The sequence below is a fragment of the Phreatobacter sp. AB_2022a genome, assembly GCF_026847585.1.
Classification (GTDB): domain Bacteria; phylum Pseudomonadota; class Alphaproteobacteria; order Rhizobiales; family Phreatobacteraceae; genus Phreatobacter.
The window spans coordinates 54,685-74,749 of record NZ_JAPSET010000020.1 but is presented as its reverse complement, the minus strand read 5'-3'; the positions used below and the strand labels follow the sequence as shown (position 1 = coordinate 74,749).

The 20,065-nt window shown below is 69.1% G+C and carries 18 protein-coding genes; 4 read left to right on the top strand and 14 right to left on the bottom strand.

What is annotated here, in order from left to right; all coding sequences use genetic code 11:
• Nucleotides 1-3: 3 nt before the first annotated feature.
• The 6 genes from OZ671_RS16115 to OZ671_RS16090 form a co-directional block, all read right to left on the bottom strand.
• Entirely contained in the window at nucleotides 4-2,433 is a 2,430-nt protein-coding gene (locus tag OZ671_RS16115) for a penicillin acylase family protein (protein ID WP_268861687.1), read from the bottom strand.
• A gap of 84 nt (nucleotides 2,434-2,517) precedes the next feature.
• Nucleotides 2,518-3,420 carry a 50S ribosomal protein L11 methyltransferase gene (locus tag OZ671_RS16110; protein WP_268861686.1) on the bottom strand — a complete coding sequence of 301 codons (903 nt, stop codon included), beginning with the start codon at nucleotides 3,418-3,420 and terminating at the stop codon, nucleotides 2,518-2,520.
• A gap of 58 nt (nucleotides 3,421-3,478) precedes the next feature.
• Nucleotides 3,479-3,775 carry a type II toxin-antitoxin system HicB family antitoxin gene (locus tag OZ671_RS16105; RefSeq protein ID WP_038304979.1) on the bottom strand — a complete coding sequence of 99 codons (297 nt, stop codon included), beginning with the start codon at nucleotides 3,773-3,775 and terminating at the stop codon, nucleotides 3,479-3,481.
• A gap of 20 nt (nucleotides 3,776-3,795) precedes the next feature.
• Nucleotides 3,796-3,873 (bottom strand): hypothetical protein, encoded by a 78-nt coding sequence (locus tag OZ671_RS31970; RefSeq protein WP_328286372.1) that lies wholly within the window; start codon nucleotides 3,871-3,873, stop codon nucleotides 3,796-3,798.
• 270 nt (nucleotides 3,874-4,143) lie between these two features.
• Nucleotides 4,144-6,579 (bottom strand): ATP-dependent helicase, encoded by a 2,436-nt coding sequence (locus OZ671_RS16095; RefSeq protein WP_442957090.1) that lies wholly within the window; start codon nucleotides 6,577-6,579, stop codon nucleotides 4,144-4,146.
• Between the two features lie 140 nt (nucleotides 6,580-6,719).
• Nucleotides 6,720-7,343 (bottom strand): L,D-transpeptidase, encoded by a 624-nt coding sequence (locus tag OZ671_RS16090; protein ID WP_038304986.1) that lies wholly within the window; start codon nucleotides 7,341-7,343, stop codon nucleotides 6,720-6,722.
• Between the two features lie 495 nt (nucleotides 7,344-7,838).
• On the opposite strand from OZ671_RS16090, the gene OZ671_RS16085 reads away from it, so the two are divergent.
• A complete protein-coding gene (locus tag OZ671_RS16085; protein WP_268861685.1) occupies nucleotides 7,839-8,810 on the top strand; it encodes an Hsp33 family molecular chaperone in 972 nt (323 codons plus the stop codon).
• Between the two features lie 7 nt (nucleotides 8,811-8,817).
• Here OZ671_RS16085 and OZ671_RS16080 read toward each other — a convergent pair whose 3' ends face one another.
• From OZ671_RS16080 to OZ671_RS16070, 3 genes are read right to left on the bottom strand one after another with little or no spacing between them, the layout of a single operon-like run.
• Nucleotides 8,818-9,252, bottom strand: coding sequence for a PaaI family thioesterase (locus tag OZ671_RS16080; protein ID WP_268861684.1), 435 nt, complete (start codon nucleotides 9,250-9,252; stop codon nucleotides 8,818-8,820).
• 2 nt (nucleotides 9,253-9,254) lie between these two features.
• On the bottom strand, nucleotides 9,255-10,769 hold the full coding sequence (locus OZ671_RS16075; RefSeq protein WP_268861683.1) for a 3-hydroxyacyl-CoA dehydrogenase: 1,515 nt from the start codon (nucleotides 10,767-10,769) through the stop codon (nucleotides 9,255-9,257).
• Between the two features lie 2 nt (nucleotides 10,770-10,771).
• The gene (locus OZ671_RS16070; protein WP_038304993.1) at nucleotides 10,772-11,557 is read right to left on the bottom strand and encodes an enoyl-CoA hydratase-related protein; all 786 of its coding nucleotides are present in this window, start codon (nucleotides 11,555-11,557) and stop codon (nucleotides 10,772-10,774) included.
• Between the two features lie 225 nt (nucleotides 11,558-11,782).
• Here OZ671_RS16070 and OZ671_RS16065 point away from each other — a divergent pair, with 225 nt between their 5' ends.
• Both OZ671_RS16065 and OZ671_RS16060 read left to right on the top strand, forming a co-directional pair.
• Nucleotides 11,783-12,691: a transporter substrate-binding domain-containing protein gene (locus OZ671_RS16065; protein ID WP_268861682.1), complete on the top strand. Its 909-nt coding sequence runs from the start codon at nucleotides 11,783-11,785 to the stop codon at nucleotides 12,689-12,691.
• Between the two features lie 118 nt (nucleotides 12,692-12,809).
• Entirely contained in the window at nucleotides 12,810-14,057 is a 1,248-nt protein-coding gene (locus tag OZ671_RS16060; RefSeq protein ID WP_268861681.1) for a hypothetical protein, read from the top strand.
• A gap of 18 nt (nucleotides 14,058-14,075) precedes the next feature.
• Here the strand turns inward: OZ671_RS16060 and OZ671_RS16055 are convergent, their stop codons facing one another.
• From OZ671_RS16055 to OZ671_RS16035, 5 genes are all read right to left on the bottom strand, one after another.
• On the bottom strand, nucleotides 14,076-14,438 hold the full coding sequence (locus OZ671_RS16055) for a VOC family protein (RefSeq protein ID WP_268861720.1): 363 nt from the start codon (nucleotides 14,436-14,438) through the stop codon (nucleotides 14,076-14,078).
• Nucleotides 14,439-14,471: 33 nt separating this feature from the next.
• Complete coding sequence (locus tag OZ671_RS16050) at nucleotides 14,472-15,323, bottom strand: helix-turn-helix domain-containing protein (protein WP_442957089.1); 852 nt, start codon at nucleotides 15,321-15,323, stop codon at nucleotides 14,472-14,474.
• Nucleotides 15,320-15,922 carry a methylated-DNA--[protein]-cysteine S-methyltransferase gene (locus OZ671_RS16045; protein ID WP_268861680.1) on the bottom strand — a complete coding sequence of 201 codons (603 nt, stop codon included), beginning with the start codon at nucleotides 15,920-15,922 and terminating at the stop codon, nucleotides 15,320-15,322. Before OZ671_RS16045 ends, OZ671_RS16050 begins: the two co-directional genes overlap by 4 nt.
• 27 nt (nucleotides 15,923-15,949) lie before the next feature.
• Nucleotides 15,950-17,254 (bottom strand): MFS transporter, encoded by a 1,305-nt coding sequence (locus tag OZ671_RS16040; RefSeq protein ID WP_268861679.1) that lies wholly within the window; start codon nucleotides 17,252-17,254, stop codon nucleotides 15,950-15,952.
• A gap of 86 nt (nucleotides 17,255-17,340) precedes the next feature.
• Complete coding sequence (locus OZ671_RS16035) at nucleotides 17,341-18,147, bottom strand: PhzF family phenazine biosynthesis protein (protein WP_268861678.1); 807 nt, start codon at nucleotides 18,145-18,147, stop codon at nucleotides 17,341-17,343.
• Between the two features lie 227 nt (nucleotides 18,148-18,374).
• On the opposite strand from OZ671_RS16035, the gene OZ671_RS16030 reads away from it, so the two are divergent.
• On the top strand, nucleotides 18,375-20,030 hold the full coding sequence (locus OZ671_RS16030) for a lysine--tRNA ligase (RefSeq protein ID WP_268861677.1): 1,656 nt from the start codon (nucleotides 18,375-18,377) through the stop codon (nucleotides 20,028-20,030).
• The last annotated feature ends 35 nt before the right edge of the window (nucleotides 20,031-20,065 follow it).

Below are 20,065 nucleotides of genomic sequence, written 5' to 3'. Positions count from 1 at the left end.
TGGTCAGCGCGGCTGGATGGTCAGGATCCCCAGCGCGTCACGCTGGATGTCGGCCCGGCGCGTGCGCATGGGGATGTAGTCGACCCGCGCCCAGCGGGCCGAAAAATTGCTGTAGAGCGACGAGGTCGGCAGGCCCGACTGGCCGGTCGAGTGGATGAACACCGACCGCTCGGGATCGCCGAGGTCATAGAGTGCCCTGAGGCTTGCCGCATGGTGCGACACGAAAGGCTCCGCGGCATTGCGGATCGTGTGGCGATTGACATTGACGGTATAGGTGTCGCCGGGCACGGCAACGCGCACGTCGAAAAAGCGGGCGAGCCCTGAAACGCGCGCGAACGGCCGATGCTCGGAGCGAGCATCATGCGCGAGGCCCCAGCGCCATTGTGCGGCGTCGGCTCCATAACGTTTCTCGAGATCGTCGAGCGCGAGAACCAGCGCTCGCTGCACCAGGCTTTCGCAGGTCACCGGCTCGGCCGAGCCGCGGCGGTTGCACCAGGCGCCCTGGCCGCCCTGATTCTCCAGGACGGCCTTCATGAACACCTGGCGCTGATCCCAATAGTCGGCAAAGAGGTCCGGCCCCAGCTCGTCGGCATAGACGAGCCGGGTCAGTTCGCGCATCCAGGCCGTGACGACGAGCGGTTCGGCCCGCTCCATTGCCATGGTGCCGTCGAAACCGCGCAGCCGCTCGATCATCGCCCGTTCACGCGGCCCCGCGGGCGGCGCTGCGAGCAGCAGGGGCAGGAGCTCGCGCACGGCATTGGAGCGATGGTCGGCCTGGATCGCCCGGAAACTGTCCAGGGAATGCTTGTCGCGCGTCGCGAGCAGCTCGCGGATGCGGTCGGCGCGATGGGGCGAAGCCCATTCGTAAGTGAGGAAAAACGGATAGCTGTCGGGCACGATGCGCTCGTTGGCGCTGAGCCTGAAGCCTTCGGGCGGATTGAACGCGCGCGGCAGCGCCTCGAAGGGCACATAACCCGCCCAGTCGTAGCGGGCGTCCCAGCCCGGCGCCGGGAACAGGCCGCGCAGATCGTTGTCAGGCTTGCGTACCGGCACGAGGCCCGCGGCGATGAAGCCGATATTGCCGTCGACATCGGCATAGACGATGTTCTGCTGCGGCGACTGGAAATGCCGGACCGCGGCGAGGAACTCGTCCCAGTTGCGCGCCCTGTTGAGGCGAGCCGCCGCCTGCACGGTCAGATTGTCCGGGTTCAGTGCCGTCCATTTCAGCGCCAGCGCGAAACCGCGCGGCGCAGCCGAGGTCGCCCCGCGCGAGGCGCCGTCCGAAATGATCGGCCCATGCCGGCCGATGCGCACCGTCATGACGTGGTCGGCGCTGCCGCGCACGCGGATGCGTTCCTCCACCCGCTCGAAGCGCTGCCAGCCGCCGGGCGTCTCGTAGAGATCGGGATCGCGGCCGTCGATGCGCTCGATATAGAGATCCTGGACGTCCGGATTGGTGTTGGTGAAGCCCCAGGCAATGCGCTCGTTGCGCCCGAGAATGACGCCCGGAGTGCCCGGCAGCGTCGCGCCGATGACCGTGCCGGACGGCGAGGTAAGCCTGGCGAAATACCAGAGCGCCGGTGCCGACAGGCCGAGATGTGGATCGTTGGCGAGCAGCGGCCGGCCGGTTTCGCTGCGCGCGCCGGACACGACCCAATTGTTGGAACCGACACCTTCGAGGCCGAGGCCGAGCGCGTCGATCGCCGCTGCAGCACGCCGCGTCTGGTCGCCGAGCTGGCGGTAGAGCGCGGTGTAGTCGGCAAGCGCCGGCCAGGCTTCGCCCGGATAGGGCGGCAGGATCTCGCCGATCCGCGCCATCGGCATGCCGGCCTGGGCGAGCCTCAGGCGCATGATTTCCGAAGACAGGTTGCCGCCGAGATCGAGCGCCATCATCAGCGACCAGCCGATCGAATCGATCGGCGACCAGGGCTCGGGCGCCGGAGCGCGGAGCAGATGGAATTCCGGCGGCAGCGGCGCCCGGCTGGTTTCCAGGAAGGCGTTGACGCCGCGCGAATAGGCGAGCAGCAGCGCGCGGGTTTCGGCATCGAGATTGCGGTAGATCGCTTCCGCCGTGCGGCGGATGCCGATGGTGCGCAGGAAGCGATCCGTCTCCAGCCCCGGCTCGCCGACGATTTCGGAGAGACGGCCGGCGGCGATGCGCCGGTTCATCTCCAGCTGCCAGAGCCGGTCCTGGGCATGGACGAAGCCGAGCGCGGCGGCGGCGTCGGCCTCGCTCGCAGCGAAGATGTGGGCGACCCCTTCCTTGTCCCGGATGATCTCGACCGGCTTGTCGAAGCCGGGCAACGCGACCGTGCCGGAGATCTGCGGTTCCACCGCGCGCCAGTACCAGACGGCGCTGCCCGCCAGGGTGACCACCGCCAAAACCAGGAAAAGCCCCGACCACTTGGCGATCCGAAGGGCGATGCGCATCATCTGACGTCTCTCCGCAGGAGCGGAGTTGATCATTGCGCCCGGCGGCCGGCAAGTCGCCGGACGCGTCCGAGCCCGGTCATTTTTTCATCGGCCGCGGCGCATGGTCAGCGTCACCCAGCCCTCGATCAGCTGGCGCGAGACGAGCCTCAGGCCGCGCGCGCGATAGGCCGAGATGACCATGTTGGCATGGGGCGGGATGATGCCCGACAGCACCACCGTGCCGCCGGGCGCGACCAGCCGGACAAGATCGGTCGAGAGACCGACGAGCGGGCGCGGCAGGATGTTGGCCAGCACCAGGTCGTAAGGCGCGCCGTTGCGGAAACGGGCGTCCTTGAGGCCTGCGGCATGGATGGCATGAACATAGGGGCGGGCCCGGTTCAGCACGGCATTGTCGCGCGCGGCGGCGACCGAGACCGGATCGATGTCGGAGGCGAGCACGGCCACCCGGTGGCGCAGCCCCGCGGCAATGGCGAGGACGCCGGTGCCGGTGCCGACGTCGAGCGGCCGGAAGGCGCGGCGCTGCTTGGCCAGCGCGTCGATCGCCCGGAGGCAGCCGAGCGTCGTGCCGTGATGGCCGGTGCCGAAGGCGAGCGCCGCCTCGATCTCGATCGGAATGGCATTGATCGCCACTTGGTCGCGGTCGTGGGAGCCATAGACGGTGAAGCGGCCGGCAACCACGGGCTTGAGCCCGTCGAGCGAGGTGCGCACCCAGTCCTTGCTCTCGATGGCATGGAAGGTGACGCTTGCCGCCACCGCCTCGCCCGCCACCACCCGGACAAGTTCGCGCACGGCCGCTTCGTCCGGCGCCTCGCGGAAGAACACCTCCACCAGCCAGATCTGGCCATCCGGCGCCTCGAAGGCGGCGACGGCGGTCTCGGCCGGGTCGAAGCTCTCGGAAATGATGTCGCCGACGCGCCGAGCGGCGCGCTCCGAGGTTTCGAGACGCATCAGGTGGGTGGGCGAGGTCGGGTGCAGGCCTTCGAGCATGGCGCTTCTTAGTCGCCTGCGGCGGACCTGTCACCTCACGTGACGGCAGGCCAGCCCGCTACTCGGCAGCGATCCGATGCGGCGGCGGATCGAATGGGATCAAGGCGATGATATGGTTTGCCACGTCGTCCGCATGCGCCGGATCGGCCTTGATCTCGGCGAGCGAGCGCGGCTGCGGCAATGATCGTCCTTCGCTCACGAAGTCTTCGAGATAGAACGCGACCGCCTCGCGCGCGTTCAGCATGGCCTCCTCGACCGTATCACCGGCCGAGAAGCAGCCCGGCAGATCCGGAAACCAGAGGCCGACAGCCTGGTCCGGCCCTGCATCCTCGACGATCGCGAGATAGTGGATCATGGGTCGATGATGCGCCAAGGTCAGTCCCGCGTCCAGCCGACTGCCTTGTAGATCCTGTCGACGAGCCCCTTTCCGAGATCCTTCTTCGGATGAGGCACGACAACGATCTTACCGCTCGCTGGATGCCGAAATTTGCGAGCCCTTCCCGCCAACCAGCACCCAACCGTCCAGCTCGAGACGGCGGATGATGTCGCGACTGCTGCGCAGCATGGTTGGTCCTCGAATCGATGGGTGCCAACCAATAGACTACTCTCAATTCTGCGGTCAGATCTGAGAGGTAAAGGGATCCGTTTATGTGAGGACAAAAACCCGAGCGCAATCAATCTTCGGCGCAGATGTATTGTGCGATGCAATCCTCGATTACCCGCTCACGCCGCCTCGACGAAGCTGTCGACGACCTTCTTCTCGCCGGCCTTGTCGAACTGCACGGTGAGCTTGTTGCCGTCGGCGGCGACCACCTCGCCGTAGCCGAACTTCAGGTGGAACACCCGGTCGCCGACCTTGTGGCGCGAGGGTTCGCCGGTCGATTTGGCGATGAGTTCGCCCTCGATTGTGCGGCCGCGGCCGCCGCGTTCGGTGAGCCGGCCCTGGAAGCCGCCGCGCCCCTCGGCGAAGGTCGAGCCGAAGGCCTGGCTGCCGGAACGGCCGGTGAATCGGCCGGCGGCATCGGCCAGCGTCTTCTGCGCCTGGGCGCGCTGCCAGCCGGGCGTCGCATAGGTCGACGCGAAGGAGCCCACCTTGTCGAACCGGCTCTCACCGAAGCCGCCGCGGCCCATGCCGCCGTAACCCGATGTGCCGAGCCCCTCGGCAATGGTCACGTGGTTCTCGGGCAGCTCGTTGACGAAGCGGCTCGGCACCGTCGACTGCCAGAGGCCGTGAATGCGCCGGTTGCCGGCGAAATAGATGCGCGCATTGCGGCGGGCGCGGGTGATGCCGACATAGGCGAGCCGACGCTCTTCCTCGAGGCCGGCCCGGCCGCTTTCGTCGAGCGAACGCTGGTGCGGGAACAGTCCTTCCTCCCAGCCGGGCAGGAAAACGGTCTCGAACTCGAGGCCCTTGGCCGAATGCAGCGTCATGATCGAGACGGCATCCTCGCTCTCGGCATCGCCGCGCGCGTCGGTGACGAGGGCGATATGTTCGAGGAAGCCGCCAAGATTTTCGAACTCCTCCATCGAGCGGACGAGTTCCTTCAGGTTTTCAAGCCGCCCGGCCGCTTCCGCCGTGCGGTCCTTCTGCCACATCTCGGTATAGCCGCTCTCGTCCAGCACCAGTTCGGCGAGCTCCTGGTGCGGCAGCGCGTCGAGCTTGGCCGACCAGCCGTCGAAGGCCTCGATCAGGCCCTTCAACGCGTTGCGCGCCTTAGGCTTCAGCTCCTCGGTCTCGGTGAGCACGCGCGCCGCCTGCATCAGCGGCACGTTTTCCGCCCGGGCGTGGTCGTGCAGGAGCTGCAGCGTCGCATCGCCGAGGCCCCGCTTCGGCGTGTTGACGATGCGCTCGAAGGCAAGATCGTCCGAGGGCTGCGCCACGCAGCGCAGATAGGCGAGCGCATCGCGGATCTCGAGCCGCTCATAGAAACGCGGACCGCCGATGACACGATAGGGCAGGCCGATCGTGATGAAACGGTCCTCGAACTCGCGCATCTGGAACGAGGCGCGCACCAGGATGGCGATCTCATTGAGGGCATGGCCCTGGCGCTGCAGCTGCTCGATCTCCTCGCCGATCGAGCGCGCCTCCTCTTCCGAATCCCAGACCGAGGTCAGGGTCGGGCGGGCACCGTCCTCGCCGTCGGTGAACAGCGTCTTGCCGAGGCGGCCCTCGTTATGGGCGATGAGATGGGACGCGGCGGCCAGGATATGGCCGGTCGAGCGGTAGTTGCGCTCGAGCCGGATGACGGTCGCGCCGGGAAAATCCTTGTCGAAGCGCAGGATGTTGTCGACCTCGGCGCCGCGCCAGCCATAGATCGACTGGTCGTCGTCGCCAACGCAGCAGATGTTCTGCCGCCGGCCTTCCTGGCGCTGGGCCAGCAGCCGCAGCCAGAGATACTGGGCGACATTGGTGTCCTGGTACTCGTCGACCAGGATGAACTTGAAGCGCTGCTGATACTGCGCGAGCACGTCGGCATTCTCGCGGAACAGCCGGATGGTCTCCAGCAGAAGATCACCGAAATCGACGGCGTTCAGCACCTTCAGCCGGTCCTGGTAGTCGGTGTAGAGCTTGAGGCCGAGCCCGTTGGCATAGGCCCCGGCCTCGCCGGCCGGCACCTTGTCGGGGGTCAGCGCCCGATTCTTCCAGCCGTCGATGGCACCGGCGAGCACCCGCGCCGGCCAGCGCTTCTCGTCGATGTTTTCGGCCTGGATCAGCTGGCGCAACAGGCGGATCTGATCGTCGGTGTCGAGAATGGTGAAACCTGGCTTCAGCCCGACCAGCTCGGCATGACGCCTGAGGATCTTGACGCCGGTCGCGTGGAAGGTGCCGAGCCAGGGCATGCCTTCCACCGCCTCACCGACGAGCTGGCCGATGCGCTCCTTCATCTCGCGCGCGGCCTTGTTGGTGAAGGTCACCGCCAGGATCTCGCTCGGAAAGGCGCGCCGGCTTGCCAGGATATGGGCGATGCGGGTGGTCAGGACCCGGGTCTTGCCGGTTCCCGCCCCGGCCAGCACCAGAACCGGGCCGTCGATCGTCTCGACCGCCGCCCGCTGCTCGGGATTGAGGTTGGCCAGATAGCCCGCCGCGGCCTGTCCGCCGCGCGCAGCCATCGCCCGTTCGGCAAGGCTCGGCTGGCTGATGGTCTCGCGGTCTGCCATGGCGCGCAAAGGGCTCCGATTCGGTTCGCCCTCAAAATGGGCTTTTTGGCGCGGGAATCAAACCCGCCCGAAATGGAGAAAAAAGGGCCGGCGCAAACGCCGGCCCTCCCCCCTTCGCTCCCAAAACAGTCCTGTGGGCGTCAGCGCATGACCACGACGCGCGTGCCGACGCGCACGCGGCCATAGAGATCGGTGACATCGTCATTGGTCATGCGGAAACAGCCCGAAGACACCGCGGTGCCGATCGTATGCGGCTCGTTGGAGCCGTGGATGCGATAGAGCGAGGAGCCGAGATAGAGGGCGCGGGCGCCGAGCGGATTGTCCGGGCCGCCAGCCATGAAGCGCGGCAGGTCGGGGCGGCGGCGCAGCATCTGCGCGGGCGGCCGCCAGTCCGGCCACTCGGCCTTGCGGGTGATCGACTTGACGCCGGCCCAGGTGAAGCCGGGGCGGCCGACGCCGATGCCGTAGCGGATGGCGGTGCCGCCAGCCTGGACCAGGTAGAGCCTGCGTTCCTGAGTGGAGATGACCACAGTGCCCGGCGCATGGCCGCCATGATAGGCGACCGTCTCGCGCGGCACGGGATTGGCGCCGACGCGCGGCCCGCCATCGGTGCGCGGCGCCGCGCGCATGGGCTGCCCCGTGGCCGGATCGTACATCACCTGCTGGGATGCCTGGTTGCCGAAAAAGAGGAACTGCGCCTGAGCCGACGAGGCCGTCAGCAGAACTGTCGTCGCCGCAGCGAGGACGGGGAGGATGCGCCGCATGGATGGCACCTTGGACCTGTTGAGATAAGCGCTGAGGGAGAAAGAGCCCATCCGGGCCCGGATCGTGGAGCACCGCTCAAAGCACCAAGCGGCACGGATGCGTTGCTGTGCAAAGAAAAGCGCGCAGTTCCTCCCGGCAGGCGATTCGCCACGTTTCCGCCATGACTGTGGCTGGTCGGCGTCAACTTTCCAAGCGGTGCAAACCCGTAGGAAGGCTGAATTTTTGCACTGTCCCGATGATTTCACCGCAACGTGATTGCGGCGGTCCGGGGGCAAGCCCCCGCGCGCGCCACTGCCATGTCCTGCGTCCCGACTCCAGCCATGCCACCGACGGAGAAGCGCGGGACGGGAGGCTTTTAGGAAGACTTCATGTCGCTTTGATTTCGCCCGTCGCGCGCCACCTGCGACCGAGATGAAACAAAGGCCGCCGGGCCCCGATCGCATCGCTGCCGCGCGGCTCTCGCAATTGCTGGCCGGACGCGCCATATAGCGGCGATGGCTACTGTTCCCGATCTCACCCACGGGGCCGACGACATCGTCGTGCCCTTCCATGTCGATGCGCTCGACCTGCGCGGCCGTCTCGCCCGGCTCGGCCGCTCGGCTACCACCATCGTCGACCGGCACGGCTATCCGCCGGAGGTCTCGCGGCTGGTCGCGGAAGCAACCGCGCTGACCGTGCTGCTCGGCTCCGGGCTGAAATTCGACGGCCGGCTGATCCTGCAGGCGCAGACCGATGGTCCGGTCCACATGGTGGTGGTGGACATCGCGACCCCCGACAAGGTGCGCGCGCTCGCCCGGTTCGATGCCGAGCGGGTCGCTGCCGCCATTGCCGCCGGCAAGGCCGATCCGGCGAGCCTGCTCGGCGCGGGACAGCTCGTGATGACCATCGACCAGGGTGCCGAGATGCAGCGCTACCAAGGCATCGTGGCGCTCGAGGGCCAGGGGCTGGAACAGGCGGCCGACCAGTATTTCCGCCAGTCGGAGCAGGTCGAGACGCGGGTGCGCCTCGCCGCGGCCGAGGAGTTCGTGCCAGGCCCGGACGGCCCGCAGCGCGCCTGGCGCGCCGGCGGCCTCCTGGTGCAGCACCTGCCGCCGGCCGGTGGCGCGCCGCGCGATCTTGCGCCGGGCGATGCCCCGGAAGGCCTCGCCTTGCCGGAGCCGCACGAAGCCTGGATCGAAGCGCGGGCGCTGGTCGATACGATCGAAGACGACGAACTGGTCGACCGCACCCTTTCACCCGAAAGGCTGCTCTACCGGCTGTTCCACGAGCGCGGCGTGCGCGTCTTCGACAGCCAGCCGGTGACCGAGCACTGCACCTGCTCGCGCGACAAGATCGAAGGCATCGTCCGCAGCTTCACGCGCGAGGAGCGCCACGACATGATCGAGAACGGCGCGATCACGGTCACCTGCGAATACTGCTCGAGCAGCTACCGCTTCGCGCCGGCCGAATTCGACCCGGTCCAATAAGCCGCCGTCAGGCGGTGGGCGCGCGGCGCTTGAAGGTGCCGCTGCCCTCGGCGATCAGCTTGCCGCTCGCATCGACCACTTCGGCCCGTGCGAAGATGATGCTGCGGCCGCCGCCCGTGCGCCGGCCGGTGACGGTCAGCACCCCGTCACGGGCGGTGCCGAGATAGTTGATCGTGAAGGAGAGAGTGACGCCGCCGCGCCGTGGTTCGCCCGGGTTGGCCGGTGGCGCGCCGAACGCGGCATGGCCGGCGACCGAATCGAGCAGGGTCGCGATCAATCCGCCATGCAGAACGCCGCCGCGGTTCATGAAATCCGGCCGGATCCGGCAGGTGATCACCGCATAGCCGTCCTGCCACTCCTCCACCGTCCAGCCGATCAGCTTCTGGAAGGCGCTCAGATGGCCAGGACCGTCGGCGAGCCCGGAACCGGTCGAATCCTCCATGGTCAGGCCTCGGCCGTCGTCAGCTTCAGGCCGAGGCTGGCGCGCCGGCGCAGCCACGGGCTCGCCCGATAGCGCGGATCGCCCGACAGCGAATGCAGCGCGCCGAGGATGGCCGCGATCCGCTCCGCGCCGATCGCATCGCCGAGCGCGAGCGGACCTTGCGGATAGCCGAGGCCGAGCCGCACCGCGTCGTCGATGTCGGCGGGGCTGGCAATGCGCTGCTGCGCCATGTCGGAGGCGATGTTGACGATGGTCGCGACCACCCGCTGGGCGATGAAGCCGGCGGAATCGCGCATGCGGGTAACCGGCGTGCCGTCGGCGGCGAACAGGGCGTGGGCGGCATCGACGAAGGCCGGATCGGCGCCAGGCGCCGCCATGATGACGCGACGCTTGCCGAGACCGAACAGCGCGTCGACCGCGACCAGCCGCGTCGCCGGCACGGCGAGCCCGGCCGCGGCCGCGGTCGCGTCGTGGCCGAGCGGCGCGACGACGATCAGCGCATCCTCGGGCGGCTGCGGCCCGGTCACCACCGGCCATCCCGCCGCCTCGACGATGGCGACGATCTCGTCGCGCCAGGCCGGGTCGACCGCGGCGACCCAGACCGGCCGGGGCGAGGCCTGCGGCACGGGCTGTTCGGCGGGCTTGTCCTGCCCCTCGGACCCGTGGACATAGAAGCCCTGACCGACCTTGCGGCCGAGCAGGCCGGCATCGAGCCGCTGCTTCAGGAGCCAGGACGGCCGGAAGCGCGGCTCGCCGTAGAACTGGCGATACATGCTTTCGCCCACCGGCTGCGATACGTCGAGGCCGGTGAGGTCGAGCAGCTCGAACGGCCCGAGCCGGAAGCCGACCTGGTCGCGCAGCGCGCGGTCGACATCGGGATAGCTGGCGGCGCCTTCGCCCGCGACGATCTGCAGGGCCTCGGTGCCGAAGCCGCGGCCGGCGTGATTGACCACGAAGCCGGGCGAATCGATGCAGGCGACGGGGCGATGGCCATATTCGCGGGCGAGGGCCGCGAGCCGGTCGGCGATGCCGGGGGCGGTGCGCGCGCCCTCCACGACCTCGACCACCTTCATCAGCGGAACCGGATTGAAGAAATGATAGCCCGCGACCCGCTCGGGGCGCGCGCAGGCCGCGGCGATCGCGGTGACCGACAGCGAGGAAGTGTTGGTGGCCAGCACGCAGTCGTGCCGGACCACGGTCTCGAGCTCGACGAAGGTCTTGCGCTTGATCTCCAGGTCCTCGACGATCGCCTCGATGACGAGGTCGCAGCTTGCAAGGTCCGCAAAGGAGGCGGCTGGCGTCAGCCGCGCCTTGGCGGCCGCAACCGCCTCCGCCGTCATGCGCCCCTTGCCGGCGAGGCCGTCCCAGGTCGCGCCGAGCCTGTCGATGGCCATCTGTGCCCCGCCGGGCCGGGCGTCGAACAGGACGACCTGCGAACCGGCCTGCGCCGCCATCTGGACGATGCCTCCGCCCATGGCGCCGACACCGACGACGCCGACCCGTGCAAATTCAACCATGTTCAACGTCCCTTGAAGTTCGGCGCGCGCTTGTCGAGGAAGGCGGCCATGCCCTCCTTCTGATCCTCGGTGGAGAACAGGAGCTGGAAGGCCTTGCGTTCCAGCGCCAGTGCCGCCGCCAGCGGCAGGTCCTCGCCGGTCAGCGCCGCCTCCTTGATCTCGGCGAGCGCGAGCGGGGGCAGCGCCGCGATTTCGGTCGCCAGCGCGGTGGCCCGCGCCATGAGCTCGGCATCCGGCACCACCTCGGTGACGAGGCCGATGCGGTCGGCCTCGTGCGCGTCGATCAGCGCGCCGGTCAGCAGCAGCTTCATCGCCTTGAACTTGCCGACCGCGCGCAGCAGCCGCTGGGTGCCGCCAGCCCCCGGCATGATGCCGATCTTGACCTCGGGCTGGCCGAACCTGGCGCTTTCGGCCGCGATGATGATGTCGGCATGCATGGCCAGTTCGCAGCCGCCGCCGAGCGCGAAGCCGTTGACCGCCGCGATCAGCGGCTTGGGGAACTGGGCGATCACCTGCCATTGCAGGTGGGTACGGCCGGCCATCACGTCGGGCGGCATGCGCCGCGCCATGTCCTTGATGTCGGCGCCGGCGACGAAGGCCTTGCCCGAGCCGGTCAGCACCACGACGCGCACCTGCGGATCGGCGGCGAGCGTCTGGAAGGCCGCGACGAGCCCAGCCCGCGTCTCGGCGTTGAGCGCATTGCGCGCCTCCGGCCGGTCGATCCGGACGAGCGCGACATGCGGCGCCAGATCCTCGACGACCACGCTCGGCTTGCTGGCTTCCGTCATTGCCGATCTCTCCCCAAGCGGCGCGATGGGCCGCGGCGACTTTGTCCGCTCTCGCCGCAGCGAAAGCAACCGGAATCCCGCGCCACCTTCCGCCGGCGCCGCATGCGCGCCTTCACCAACAAGGAAGATGCGCGAGAATGACGATCCGACCCTAGATCTGCCCCGATCTGTCCTATGCTGGGCGCGAGGACAGCGGCATCGGACCATCCGGAGGCGGCGACAATCATGCGGGCATGGATAGGCAAGGCCCTGGCGATGGCCGGACTGGCCGCTCTCGCGGGCTGCGCCCTGGTTCTGCTCGGCCGGCCTCTGGGCGCGGCCGCCCAGGAGGCGCCCGTGCCGCGGCCGCGGCCGGCCGAGACCGCCCCCGACGTCGTCATTCCCAGCTACTGGGACCCGCGCCGGCGCAGCGAGCGCGTCGATCTCACGCGCGTGCCGCAGATCCGGTTCCTGACCGAGGACAACTATCCGCCGTTCAACTTCGCCGGCGCCGACGGCCAGCCGGTCGGCTTCAACGTCGACATTGCCCGGGCGCTCTGCGAGGAGCTGAGAGTGCCCTGCACCATCCAGGTGCGGCGCTGGGACACGCTGCTCGAGAGCCTCGACCGCAATGCCGGCGACGCGATCATCGCGGCCCAGGCGATCACACCCGATATCCGCCGGCGCTACGAGATTTCCGACCGCTATCTGGAGACGCCGGCCCGGTTCGTCATGCGCAAGGACACGGCTCTGACCGACGCCACGCCGGAGGCCCTGGCCGGCCGTTCGATCGCGGTCGTCAGCGGCACGGCACACGAGGCCTATATCCAGGCCTTCTTCAAGGGCTCGGCGATCCGCCGCTATCCGACGCTCGCCGAAGCCCGCAAGGCATTGAGCGAGCGCGACGTCGACACCCTGTTCGGCGACGGCATCACCCATGCCTTCTGGCTGAATGGCCAGGCTTCCGGCGACTGCTGCCGGTTCCTCGGCCAGGCCTTCACCGAAAACCGCTATTTCGGCGAGGGCCTCGCCATCGTCATGCGCCGCGGCAACGATCCTCTGCGGCTCGCGATCAATCACGCCCTGCAACGCCTGTGGGAAAGGGGTGTCTATGCCGACCTCTATCTGAAGGCCTTCCCGGTCGGCATCTACTGACACGCAGGCGCCGATCCCGCAGCGGGCCATCCGCGCGCCGTGCGGAGGTCCGGCACAAGTCCGCCACAGTGATCGGGCTTGGCTAGCGCACCCCGCATCGGCCTGACGGAGTTCCCTCGTGATCAAGACGCTCGCCGCCGTTCTCGCCGCCGGCCTCTGCCTTGCCGGCGCGGCGACGGCGCAAAGGATCGATCCGGCCGACCTGCTGCGCCGCCATGCGGAAGCGGGGACGCTTGCCGCCGGCGAGGCCGCGCTGGCGGCCCTGCCGCAAGACCGCCAGGCCATCGCCGCTCTCGGCATGATCAAGTTCGGGCGGGCCGTCGAGACATTGGCGCAGGGGCTCCATCGCCACGGCCTGAAATCGCCGCGCCACGACAACATTCCCCTGCTGCGCCTGCCGGTGCCCGAAAACCCGCAGCCGGCGCCGCTGACCTATGACGCGCTGAGGGCGATCTATGCCCGCTTTCTCGCCGACCTCGCCGCGGCCGAGGCCGTGCTGGCGCGCCTGCCCGAGGGCTCCGTGCGCCTGCCGCTCGATCTCAACGCGGTGCGGCTCGATCTCGACGGCGATGGCCAGGCGAGTCCTGCGGAAGCGCTCGGCCGGATCGTCGCCCGGGTCGGCGGGGCCGATCCCCGCCTCAGCGAACCGGCCGCCGATATGCCCGTCGAGCCCTGGGAGGTCGGCTTCGACCGCGCCGACATGACCTGGCTGCGCGGCTACTGCCACCTCCTGTCGGCCATGCTCGAATTCGTGCTGGCCCATGACTGGCGCGATACCTATGCGGGCGCCGCCCACCTGTTCTTCGCCGGCGCGAGCGACCCGTCCGAAGCGCGGGCGGCGCCCGAGCGCCCGCGCGATCCGATCCTCGGCGGCGACGGCGGCCAGTTCGCCGACCTCGTCGCGCTCGTCCATCTGGTGCGCTGGCCGCTGGCCGAGCCGGAGCGCCTGCCAAGGGCGCGCGAGCACCTGAAGAGCATGATCGCGCTCAGCCGCCAGAGCTGGACCGAGATCCAGGCGGAGACCGACGACGACCATGAATGGCTGCCCGGCCCGAACCAGCGCAACACCGCCTTTCCGGGCCTGGAGGTGACCGCCGATCGGCTCGACGCGTGGAAGGCCGCCCTGGCCGAGTTCGAGGCGGCGCTCGACGGCACGCTGCTCGTTCCGCACTGGCGCTATCGCCAGGGCTTCGACCTGAAGGCGGTCTTCACCGAGCCGCGCCCCTTCGACCTCGTCATGTGGGGGACCGGCCATGCCGCCCTGCCCTATCTCAAGGACGGCCCGCAAATGTCCCGGACAAGCTGGAACCAGTGGCAGCGCATCTTCGCCGGCCAGTTCCTGACCTATGCGCTCTGGTTCAACTGAGGGACCCGGCCGGCTGGCTCAGGCCGTGCAAACCGCCTCGATGTTGTTGCCGTCGCCATCGATCAGGAAGGCGGCATAATAGGTCGGCCCATAGTCGGGGCGCAGGCCCGGCGCGCCATTGTCCCTGGCGCCGGCCTTCAGCCCCGCCGCATGGAAGGCGTCGACCGCGGCGCGGTTGCGGGCGGTGAAGGCGACATGGCAGCCCGCCCCCGACCCGCCCGGTGCGGGATGCAGCCAGAGCGCCGGTGCGTCGGCCGGGCCGAAACCGGCATAGGTCTCGCCGCGCGCGCCCGCGACATGGCCGAGGGGTTTGAGCACGGCCTCGTAGAAGCGCGCGCTGGCGTCGAGATCGCGGACACGCAGGCCGAGATGATCGAACATGGACATGAGGAAGCCTCCTGGTGATCGGGAGGCTCAGGCTAGGACGGGCAGGCCCAGCCGTTCTTGGATTATCTTGCGGTCACCCTTGGCGGCCCGCCGGAAACCACGCGGCGAGACGCCTGCCGCCCGGTGAAAGGTGCGGACGAAGTTCGAGAGATCGGCGAAGCCGACATCATAGGCGATGCCGGTGATGGTCCGCATGTCGTCGGCCAGCAGCCGCGCGGCGTGGCGCAGCCGCGACTGGACCAGATATTGATGCGGCGTGACGCCGATGACCCGGGTGAACAGGCGCAGGAAATGGAACGGGCTGAGCCCGGCCTCGCGCGCGGCGTCGTCGAGGCCGATCGGCCGGTGCGAGGCCTGATCGATCCAGAACGCCGCCTCGACCATGCGCCGGCGGTTGCGCGTGCCGCCGTCGACCGGCTCGCGGCGGCGGTCGGAGGCGATCTCGACGAAACGGGCCATCATGATCAGGCCGGCCTCGTCGAGCCCGACATCGGAGCGCCCCTCGGCCGCCGCCTGCCCGAGCTCGCCGATGACGGTGAGCGCGGGCAGCGGCGGCATGGCGGTTCTCAGCCAGATGTCCCCGATGGGGCCGACCGCGTCCGCCAGCGCGGCCGAGGGCTGGAACGACAGGCATTCGTCGCCGCCGCCGTGATGCTCATGGCTGCAGACGAATTCCGTGCCGGGCCGGCCGACAAAGACCGAACCGGTGACCAGTTCGTGACGGCAGCCGCGGCAGGCGACGCCGAAACTGCCGCGACGGACATAGGACAGGGAAAAGCGGTCATGGACCTCGGCATAGGGCCGATCGCCGGGGCCCGCCGCGCAGCGATAATCCACGACGATCATGGCGCCGTCGTCATGGAGCCGGATCGCGCTCACGACCGCCCCGTCCGGGTGCGCGCCCGCGGCGGCGCGACGAAAGCGAAGGCGCTGTCGCCATCGAACAAGGTCGGCTCGGTGCTGGTGCGTGCCTTCTCGATGGTCAGGAGGCGGAACTTGGTCTCGACGCCGCCATCGGCCGAGAAGCCCCCCGTCCTGCCCCCGGCAGCGAGCACCCGGTGGCAGGGCACGATGATCGGGAACGGGTTCCTGCCCAGCGCCTGGCCGACGGCCTGCGCGCCGCCCGGCTCGCCGACACGCCGCGCCACCTCGCCATAGGTCAGCGTTTCGCCCGGCAGGATGGCGCGGGCGACGTCGTAGACCTTGACGTGGAACGCGGGCACGCCGGTCAGGTCGAGGACGATGTCGCGCAGATCGTGCGCCTCGCCGCCGATATGGGCAACGATGTCGTCGATGGCGCGGCGCACCGCCGGCGGCGGCTCGGCCTCGGAGAGATCGGGAAAGCGCCGGGCGAGCCGGGCACGGGCGCGCGCCGCGCTGCCTTCCGGCAGTTGCGCGCCGGTGACGCCTGCCGGTCCCCAGGCAATGGCGCAGAGACCGATGGCGGTTTCGAACAGGGCATAGCCAGCTTCGCTCATGACGCGCCGATCATAACACCGCGAGCCTCATGCGGGCTTGGAAAATCTTGCCGCAGCCGGCCGGCCGCCGACGAGGAAGGCGATGATCGCCAGGCCCTGGACGATCGCCGCGGCGGCGAAGAACAGCGGCGCGACGCCCGGCGTCGTCTGCGTCAGGTCGCGCACCAGACCGAAGGCGGCCGGTGCGAAGGCATAGGACGCCTGCGCGATGGCGACGATCAGGGCCACCACCCGGGCGACATCCTCGCGGGCAAATTCGACCTGGGCGATCAGCGGCGGCAAGGAGGTCGCATTGCCGATGCCCGATCCGAACAGGGCGACGCCGAGAAGGAGCAGGGGCACGTTCTGGCCGGCGGCCAGGACGAACACCAGCGACCCGACGATCTGGATCGCATAGGCAAGGCAGCTCACGCGGCGACGATCGGCATTGGCGGGCATCAGCCAGCCGGCGAGCGTCCGGCCGGCGATCGCGCAGATGGTGGCGAAGCCCATGGCGAGGCCGGCATATTGGGCGCCCAGCGCGGGAACGAGCAGCGAGAACAGGTGAGCGATCAGGCCGATCTGGGCGAACAGGCCGAGCGCCATGCCGGCCGCCAGCGTGACGAAGCGGATGTTGCGCCACAAGGCCCGCCCCGGCAGCGGCGCGGCGAAGGGAGCCGGTGCGGCTGCCGGTGCGGCGGCCAAGGCCGGTCCATCCGGGGCGAGCCCGAGGCTCTCGGGCGTGGCGCGGAACAGGAGATCGGCGAGCAGCCACATCACCACGACGGTGACGAGGCCGATGCCGGCGGCCGCTGCCGGAAAACCGACCTGCGCGATCGCGGCCACCCAGAGAGGCGAGAACAGGACGCCACCGATGCTCGCGCCGTTATAGGCCATCGACAGGGCGGCCGGCCGGCCACGCACGAACCAGGGCGAGACGATGGCGTTGACCGCGGCAGCGCCGAGCGCCACCCAGCCGCCACCGGACAGCACGGTGACCGCGAGGAGTTGCCAGGGCTCGGCCGCCACCGCCCAGCCATAGACGCCGAGAGCCAGGGCCAGGGCGCCGGCCTTGGTGACCCCCGGCACGCCGAAGCGGCGGTAGAGCGCCGGCAGGTTGGCGACGACGAAAGCGCCGATCAGGAAATGCAGGGTCACCGCCGTCGAAACCAGGGTCAAAGGCCAGCCGCGCGCCTCGCGCACGGCATGGAGGAAGACCGGCGGGCCGTAGAAGCCCAGGCCCCAGCCGAAGACGGCGAGGACAAAAGCGCCGGCGACCACCCGCCAGCCGAAGAACGGACCCTCTCCCGTATGCGCCACCATGCCCAGTCCCCGTTCTACCGTTTCGGCCATCGGCTGCCGGCCGCGGCGGCGACAATGCCCGTGCCGGCCGCCCGATGTTTCGGGCCTGGCCGAACCGTCACCGTTCCGCATCCGCCTCAATCCGGCAAACGGATCGTCGCTTCCATGAAGGTGACCGCGGAGCCGCCGATCAGCACCCGGTCGCCGGCCAGCGTGCATCTGAGATGGCCGCCGCGCTTCGAGCACTGGAAGGCCGAGAGTTCGCTCCTGCCCAGCTTGTCGGCCCAATAGGGCACCAGCGTCGCGTGGATCGAACCGGTCACCGGATCTTCCGGAATGCCCTCGGCGGGAACGAAATAGCGGGAGACGAAATCATGGCTCTCGCCGCGGGCCGTGATGACGAGACCGGGCGGCGTGAGGGTTGCGATGGCCGTCAGATCGGGCACGAAGGCACGCAGCGCCGCCTCGTCCGCCAGTTCAACGAAGATATTCTCGAAGTTGCGGAAGCTCCTGCGCGGCAGCCCGGCGAAAATGCGCGCGAGTACCGGCGGCTCGTTGCCGATCGGCTCGGGGCGGAGACAGGGCAGGTCCAGCACATAATCGCCGGCCACGCCGCCTTCGCCGCGCGTCACCCGCAATTCACCGATCCGCGTCGCGAAGGCGAGATCGCCCGGCTCGCCGCGTTCGGCGGCCAGCACATGGGCGGTCGCCAGCGTCGCATGGCCACAGAAATTGACCTCATGGGTGGGCGTGAACCAGCGCAGATCCCAGCCGCCCGCGGAGCCCGGCCGGGCGAAGGCGGTCTCGGCGAGATTGTTCTCCTCGGCGATGGCCTGCATCACCGCGGCCGGCAGCCAGTCGTCGAGGATGAGCACGGCCGCGGGGTTGCCGCCGAAGACGCGGTCGGCGAAGGCATCGACCTGGTACATGGTAAGACGCGGCATCGGGCATATCTCCCTGGCGGTGACGCAGGCCGACGATGCCGGCCGCCTCGGCCCTTTCCAAATGCCAATTGGTGATGCCTCCGACCAGCGATCGCGATCGTTCGGGCCGGCGCGCGGGCCCGGCTTGATTGACCCTTGCGCGGCTAAGTCCTATTGCATCGCCCCCTGAACCCTATCCGCCCCGTCCGGACCTCGAGGTCCCGCCCGCCCTGCCCGGAACCTAGCCCATGGCCGCCGCCCCGCTGACGCTTTCGCCCGCCCTCGTGGAGGCCGCCCAGGTCTCGACCGCCTGGCCGTTCGAGGAAGCGCGCAAACTCGTGGCCCGCTTCGCCAAGGCGCCGAAGGCCGGACCGGTCGTGTTCGAGACCGGCTACGGCCCGTCCGGCCTGCCGCATATCGGCACGTTCGGCGAGGTGGCGCGCACCACCATGGTGCGCAATGCCTTCCGGCTGCTGACCGAGGACAAGGTGCCGACCCGGCTGATCGCCTTTTCCGACGATCTCGACGGTCTGCGCAAAGTGCCCGACAACGTGCCGAACAAGGAGCTGCTCGCCCAGCATCTCGGCCGGTCGCTGACGTCGGTGCCGGATCCGTTCGGCACCCATGCCTCGTTCGGCGAGCACAACAATGCCCGCCTGCGCGGCTTCCTCGACCAGTTCGGCTTCGACTACGAGTTCGTGTCCTCGACCGAGATGTACCGGTCGGGCGCCTTCGACGCGACGCTGCTGATCGCGCTCGAGCGGTTCGACGCCATCCAGGCGATCATGCTGCCGACCCTCGGCGAGGAACGGCGTGCCACCTATTCGCCGTTCCTGCCGGTCCATCCCGAATCCGGCGTCGTCATGCAGGTGCCGATCGAGGAGCGGCATGTCGACCGCGGCACCATCGTCTGGCGCGACCCGGCCTCGGGCACGCGCTACGAGACCAAGGTCACCGGCGGCCATGCCAAGCTGCAGTGGAAGCCCGACTGGGCGATGCGCTGGACCGCACTCGGCATCGACTACGAAATGGCCGGCAAGGACCTGATCGACTCGGTGACGCAATCGAGCAAGATCTGCCGGGCGCTGGGCGGCACGCCGCCCGAAGGCTTCAACTACGAGCTGTTCCTGGACGAGAAGGGCCAGAAGATCTCGAAGTCGAAGGGCAATGGCCTGACCATCGAGGAATGGCTGACCTATGCCTCGCCCGAGAGCCTGTCGCTGTTCATGTACCAGCAGCCGAAGAGCGCCAAGCGGCTGTTCTTCGACGTCATTCCGCGCAATGCCGACGACTATCTGACCTTCGTGGAGAAGTATCCGGGGCAGGACGACAAGGCGCGCCTGATGAACCCGGCCTGGCACATCCATGCCGGCAATCCGCCCGTGGTCGACGTGCCGATCTCCTTCTCCATGCTGATGAACCTCGTCTCGGTGTCGAATGCCGAGGATCGCGGCGTGCTCTGGGGCTTCATCCGTCGCTATGCGCCCGATGCGAGTGCGGAGAAGAACCCGAAGCTCGACGAGCTCGCCGGCTATGCGGTGCGCTATTTCCACGACTTCGTGAAGCCGACCAAGGTCTACAAGGCGCCCGACGCGGTGGAACGGCAGGCGCTCGAAGCGCTGTCCGCCGCGCTCGCCGCCCTGCCGGCCGGGGTCAGCGCCGAGGAGGTCCAGGCCGCGGCCTATGACGTCGGCCGCGCCGTGCCGCGCTACCAGGACCTGAAGGCCAAGGGCGCGACCCCGGAAAAGCCCGGCGTCTCCTCGGAATGGTTCGGTGCCATCTACAAGATCCTGCTCGGCCAGGAGCGCGGCCCGCGCTTCGGCTCGTTTGCCGTGCTTTACGGCCTTGCCGAGACGCGCGCCCTGATCGCCAAGGCGCTCGCCGGGGAGTTCGCGGCGGCCTGATCGACGGTATGGCGAGCCGTCGGCGCCGGGCTGCC

Bases quoted from the DNA above. Each gene is read 5' to 3' on its own strand.
- OZ671_RS16115 (WP_268861687.1), bottom strand. From the start codon at position 2,433: ATGATGCGCATCGCCCTTCGGATCGCCAAGTGGTCGGGGCTTTTCCTG.
- OZ671_RS16110 (WP_268861686.1), bottom strand. From the start codon at position 3,420: ATGCTCGAAGGCCTGCACCCGACCTCGCCCACCCACCTGATGCGTCTC.
- OZ671_RS16105 (WP_038304979.1), bottom strand. From the start codon at position 3,775: ATGATCCACTATCTCGCGATCGTCGAGGATGCAGGGCCGGACCAGGCT.
- OZ671_RS16095 (WP_442957090.1), bottom strand. From the start codon at position 6,579: ATGGCAGACCGCGAGACCATCAGCCAGCCGAGCCTTGCCGAACGGGCG.
- OZ671_RS16090 (WP_038304986.1), bottom strand. From the start codon at position 7,343: ATGCGGCGCATCCTCCCCGTCCTCGCTGCGGCGACGACAGTTCTGCTG.
- OZ671_RS16085 (WP_268861685.1), top strand. From the start codon at position 7,839: ATGGCTACTGTTCCCGATCTCACCCACGGGGCCGACGACATCGTCGTG.
- OZ671_RS16080 (WP_268861684.1), bottom strand. From the start codon at position 9,252: ATGGAGGATTCGACCGGTTCCGGGCTCGCCGACGGTCCTGGCCATCTG.
- OZ671_RS16075 (WP_268861683.1), bottom strand. From the start codon at position 10,769: ATGGTTGAATTTGCACGGGTCGGCGTCGTCGGTGTCGGCGCCATGGGC.
- OZ671_RS16070 (WP_038304993.1), bottom strand. From the start codon at position 11,557: ATGACGGAAGCCAGCAAGCCGAGCGTGGTCGTCGAGGATCTGGCGCCG.
- OZ671_RS16065 (WP_268861682.1), top strand. From the start codon at position 11,783: ATGCGGGCATGGATAGGCAAGGCCCTGGCGATGGCCGGACTGGCCGCT.
- OZ671_RS16055 (WP_268861720.1), bottom strand. From the start codon at position 14,438: ATGTTCGATCATCTCGGCCTGCGTGTCCGCGATCTCGACGCCAGCGCG.
- OZ671_RS16045 (WP_268861680.1), bottom strand. From the start codon at position 15,922: ATGAGCGAAGCTGGCTATGCCCTGTTCGAAACCGCCATCGGTCTCTGC.
- OZ671_RS16040 (WP_268861679.1), bottom strand. From the start codon at position 17,254: ATGGCCGAAACGGTAGAACGGGGACTGGGCATGGTGGCGCATACGGGA.
- OZ671_RS16035 (WP_268861678.1), bottom strand. From the start codon at position 18,147: ATGCCGCGTCTTACCATGTACCAGGTCGATGCCTTCGCCGACCGCGTC.
- OZ671_RS16030 (WP_268861677.1), top strand. From the start codon at position 18,375: ATGGCCGCCGCCCCGCTGACGCTTTCGCCCGCCCTCGTGGAGGCCGCC.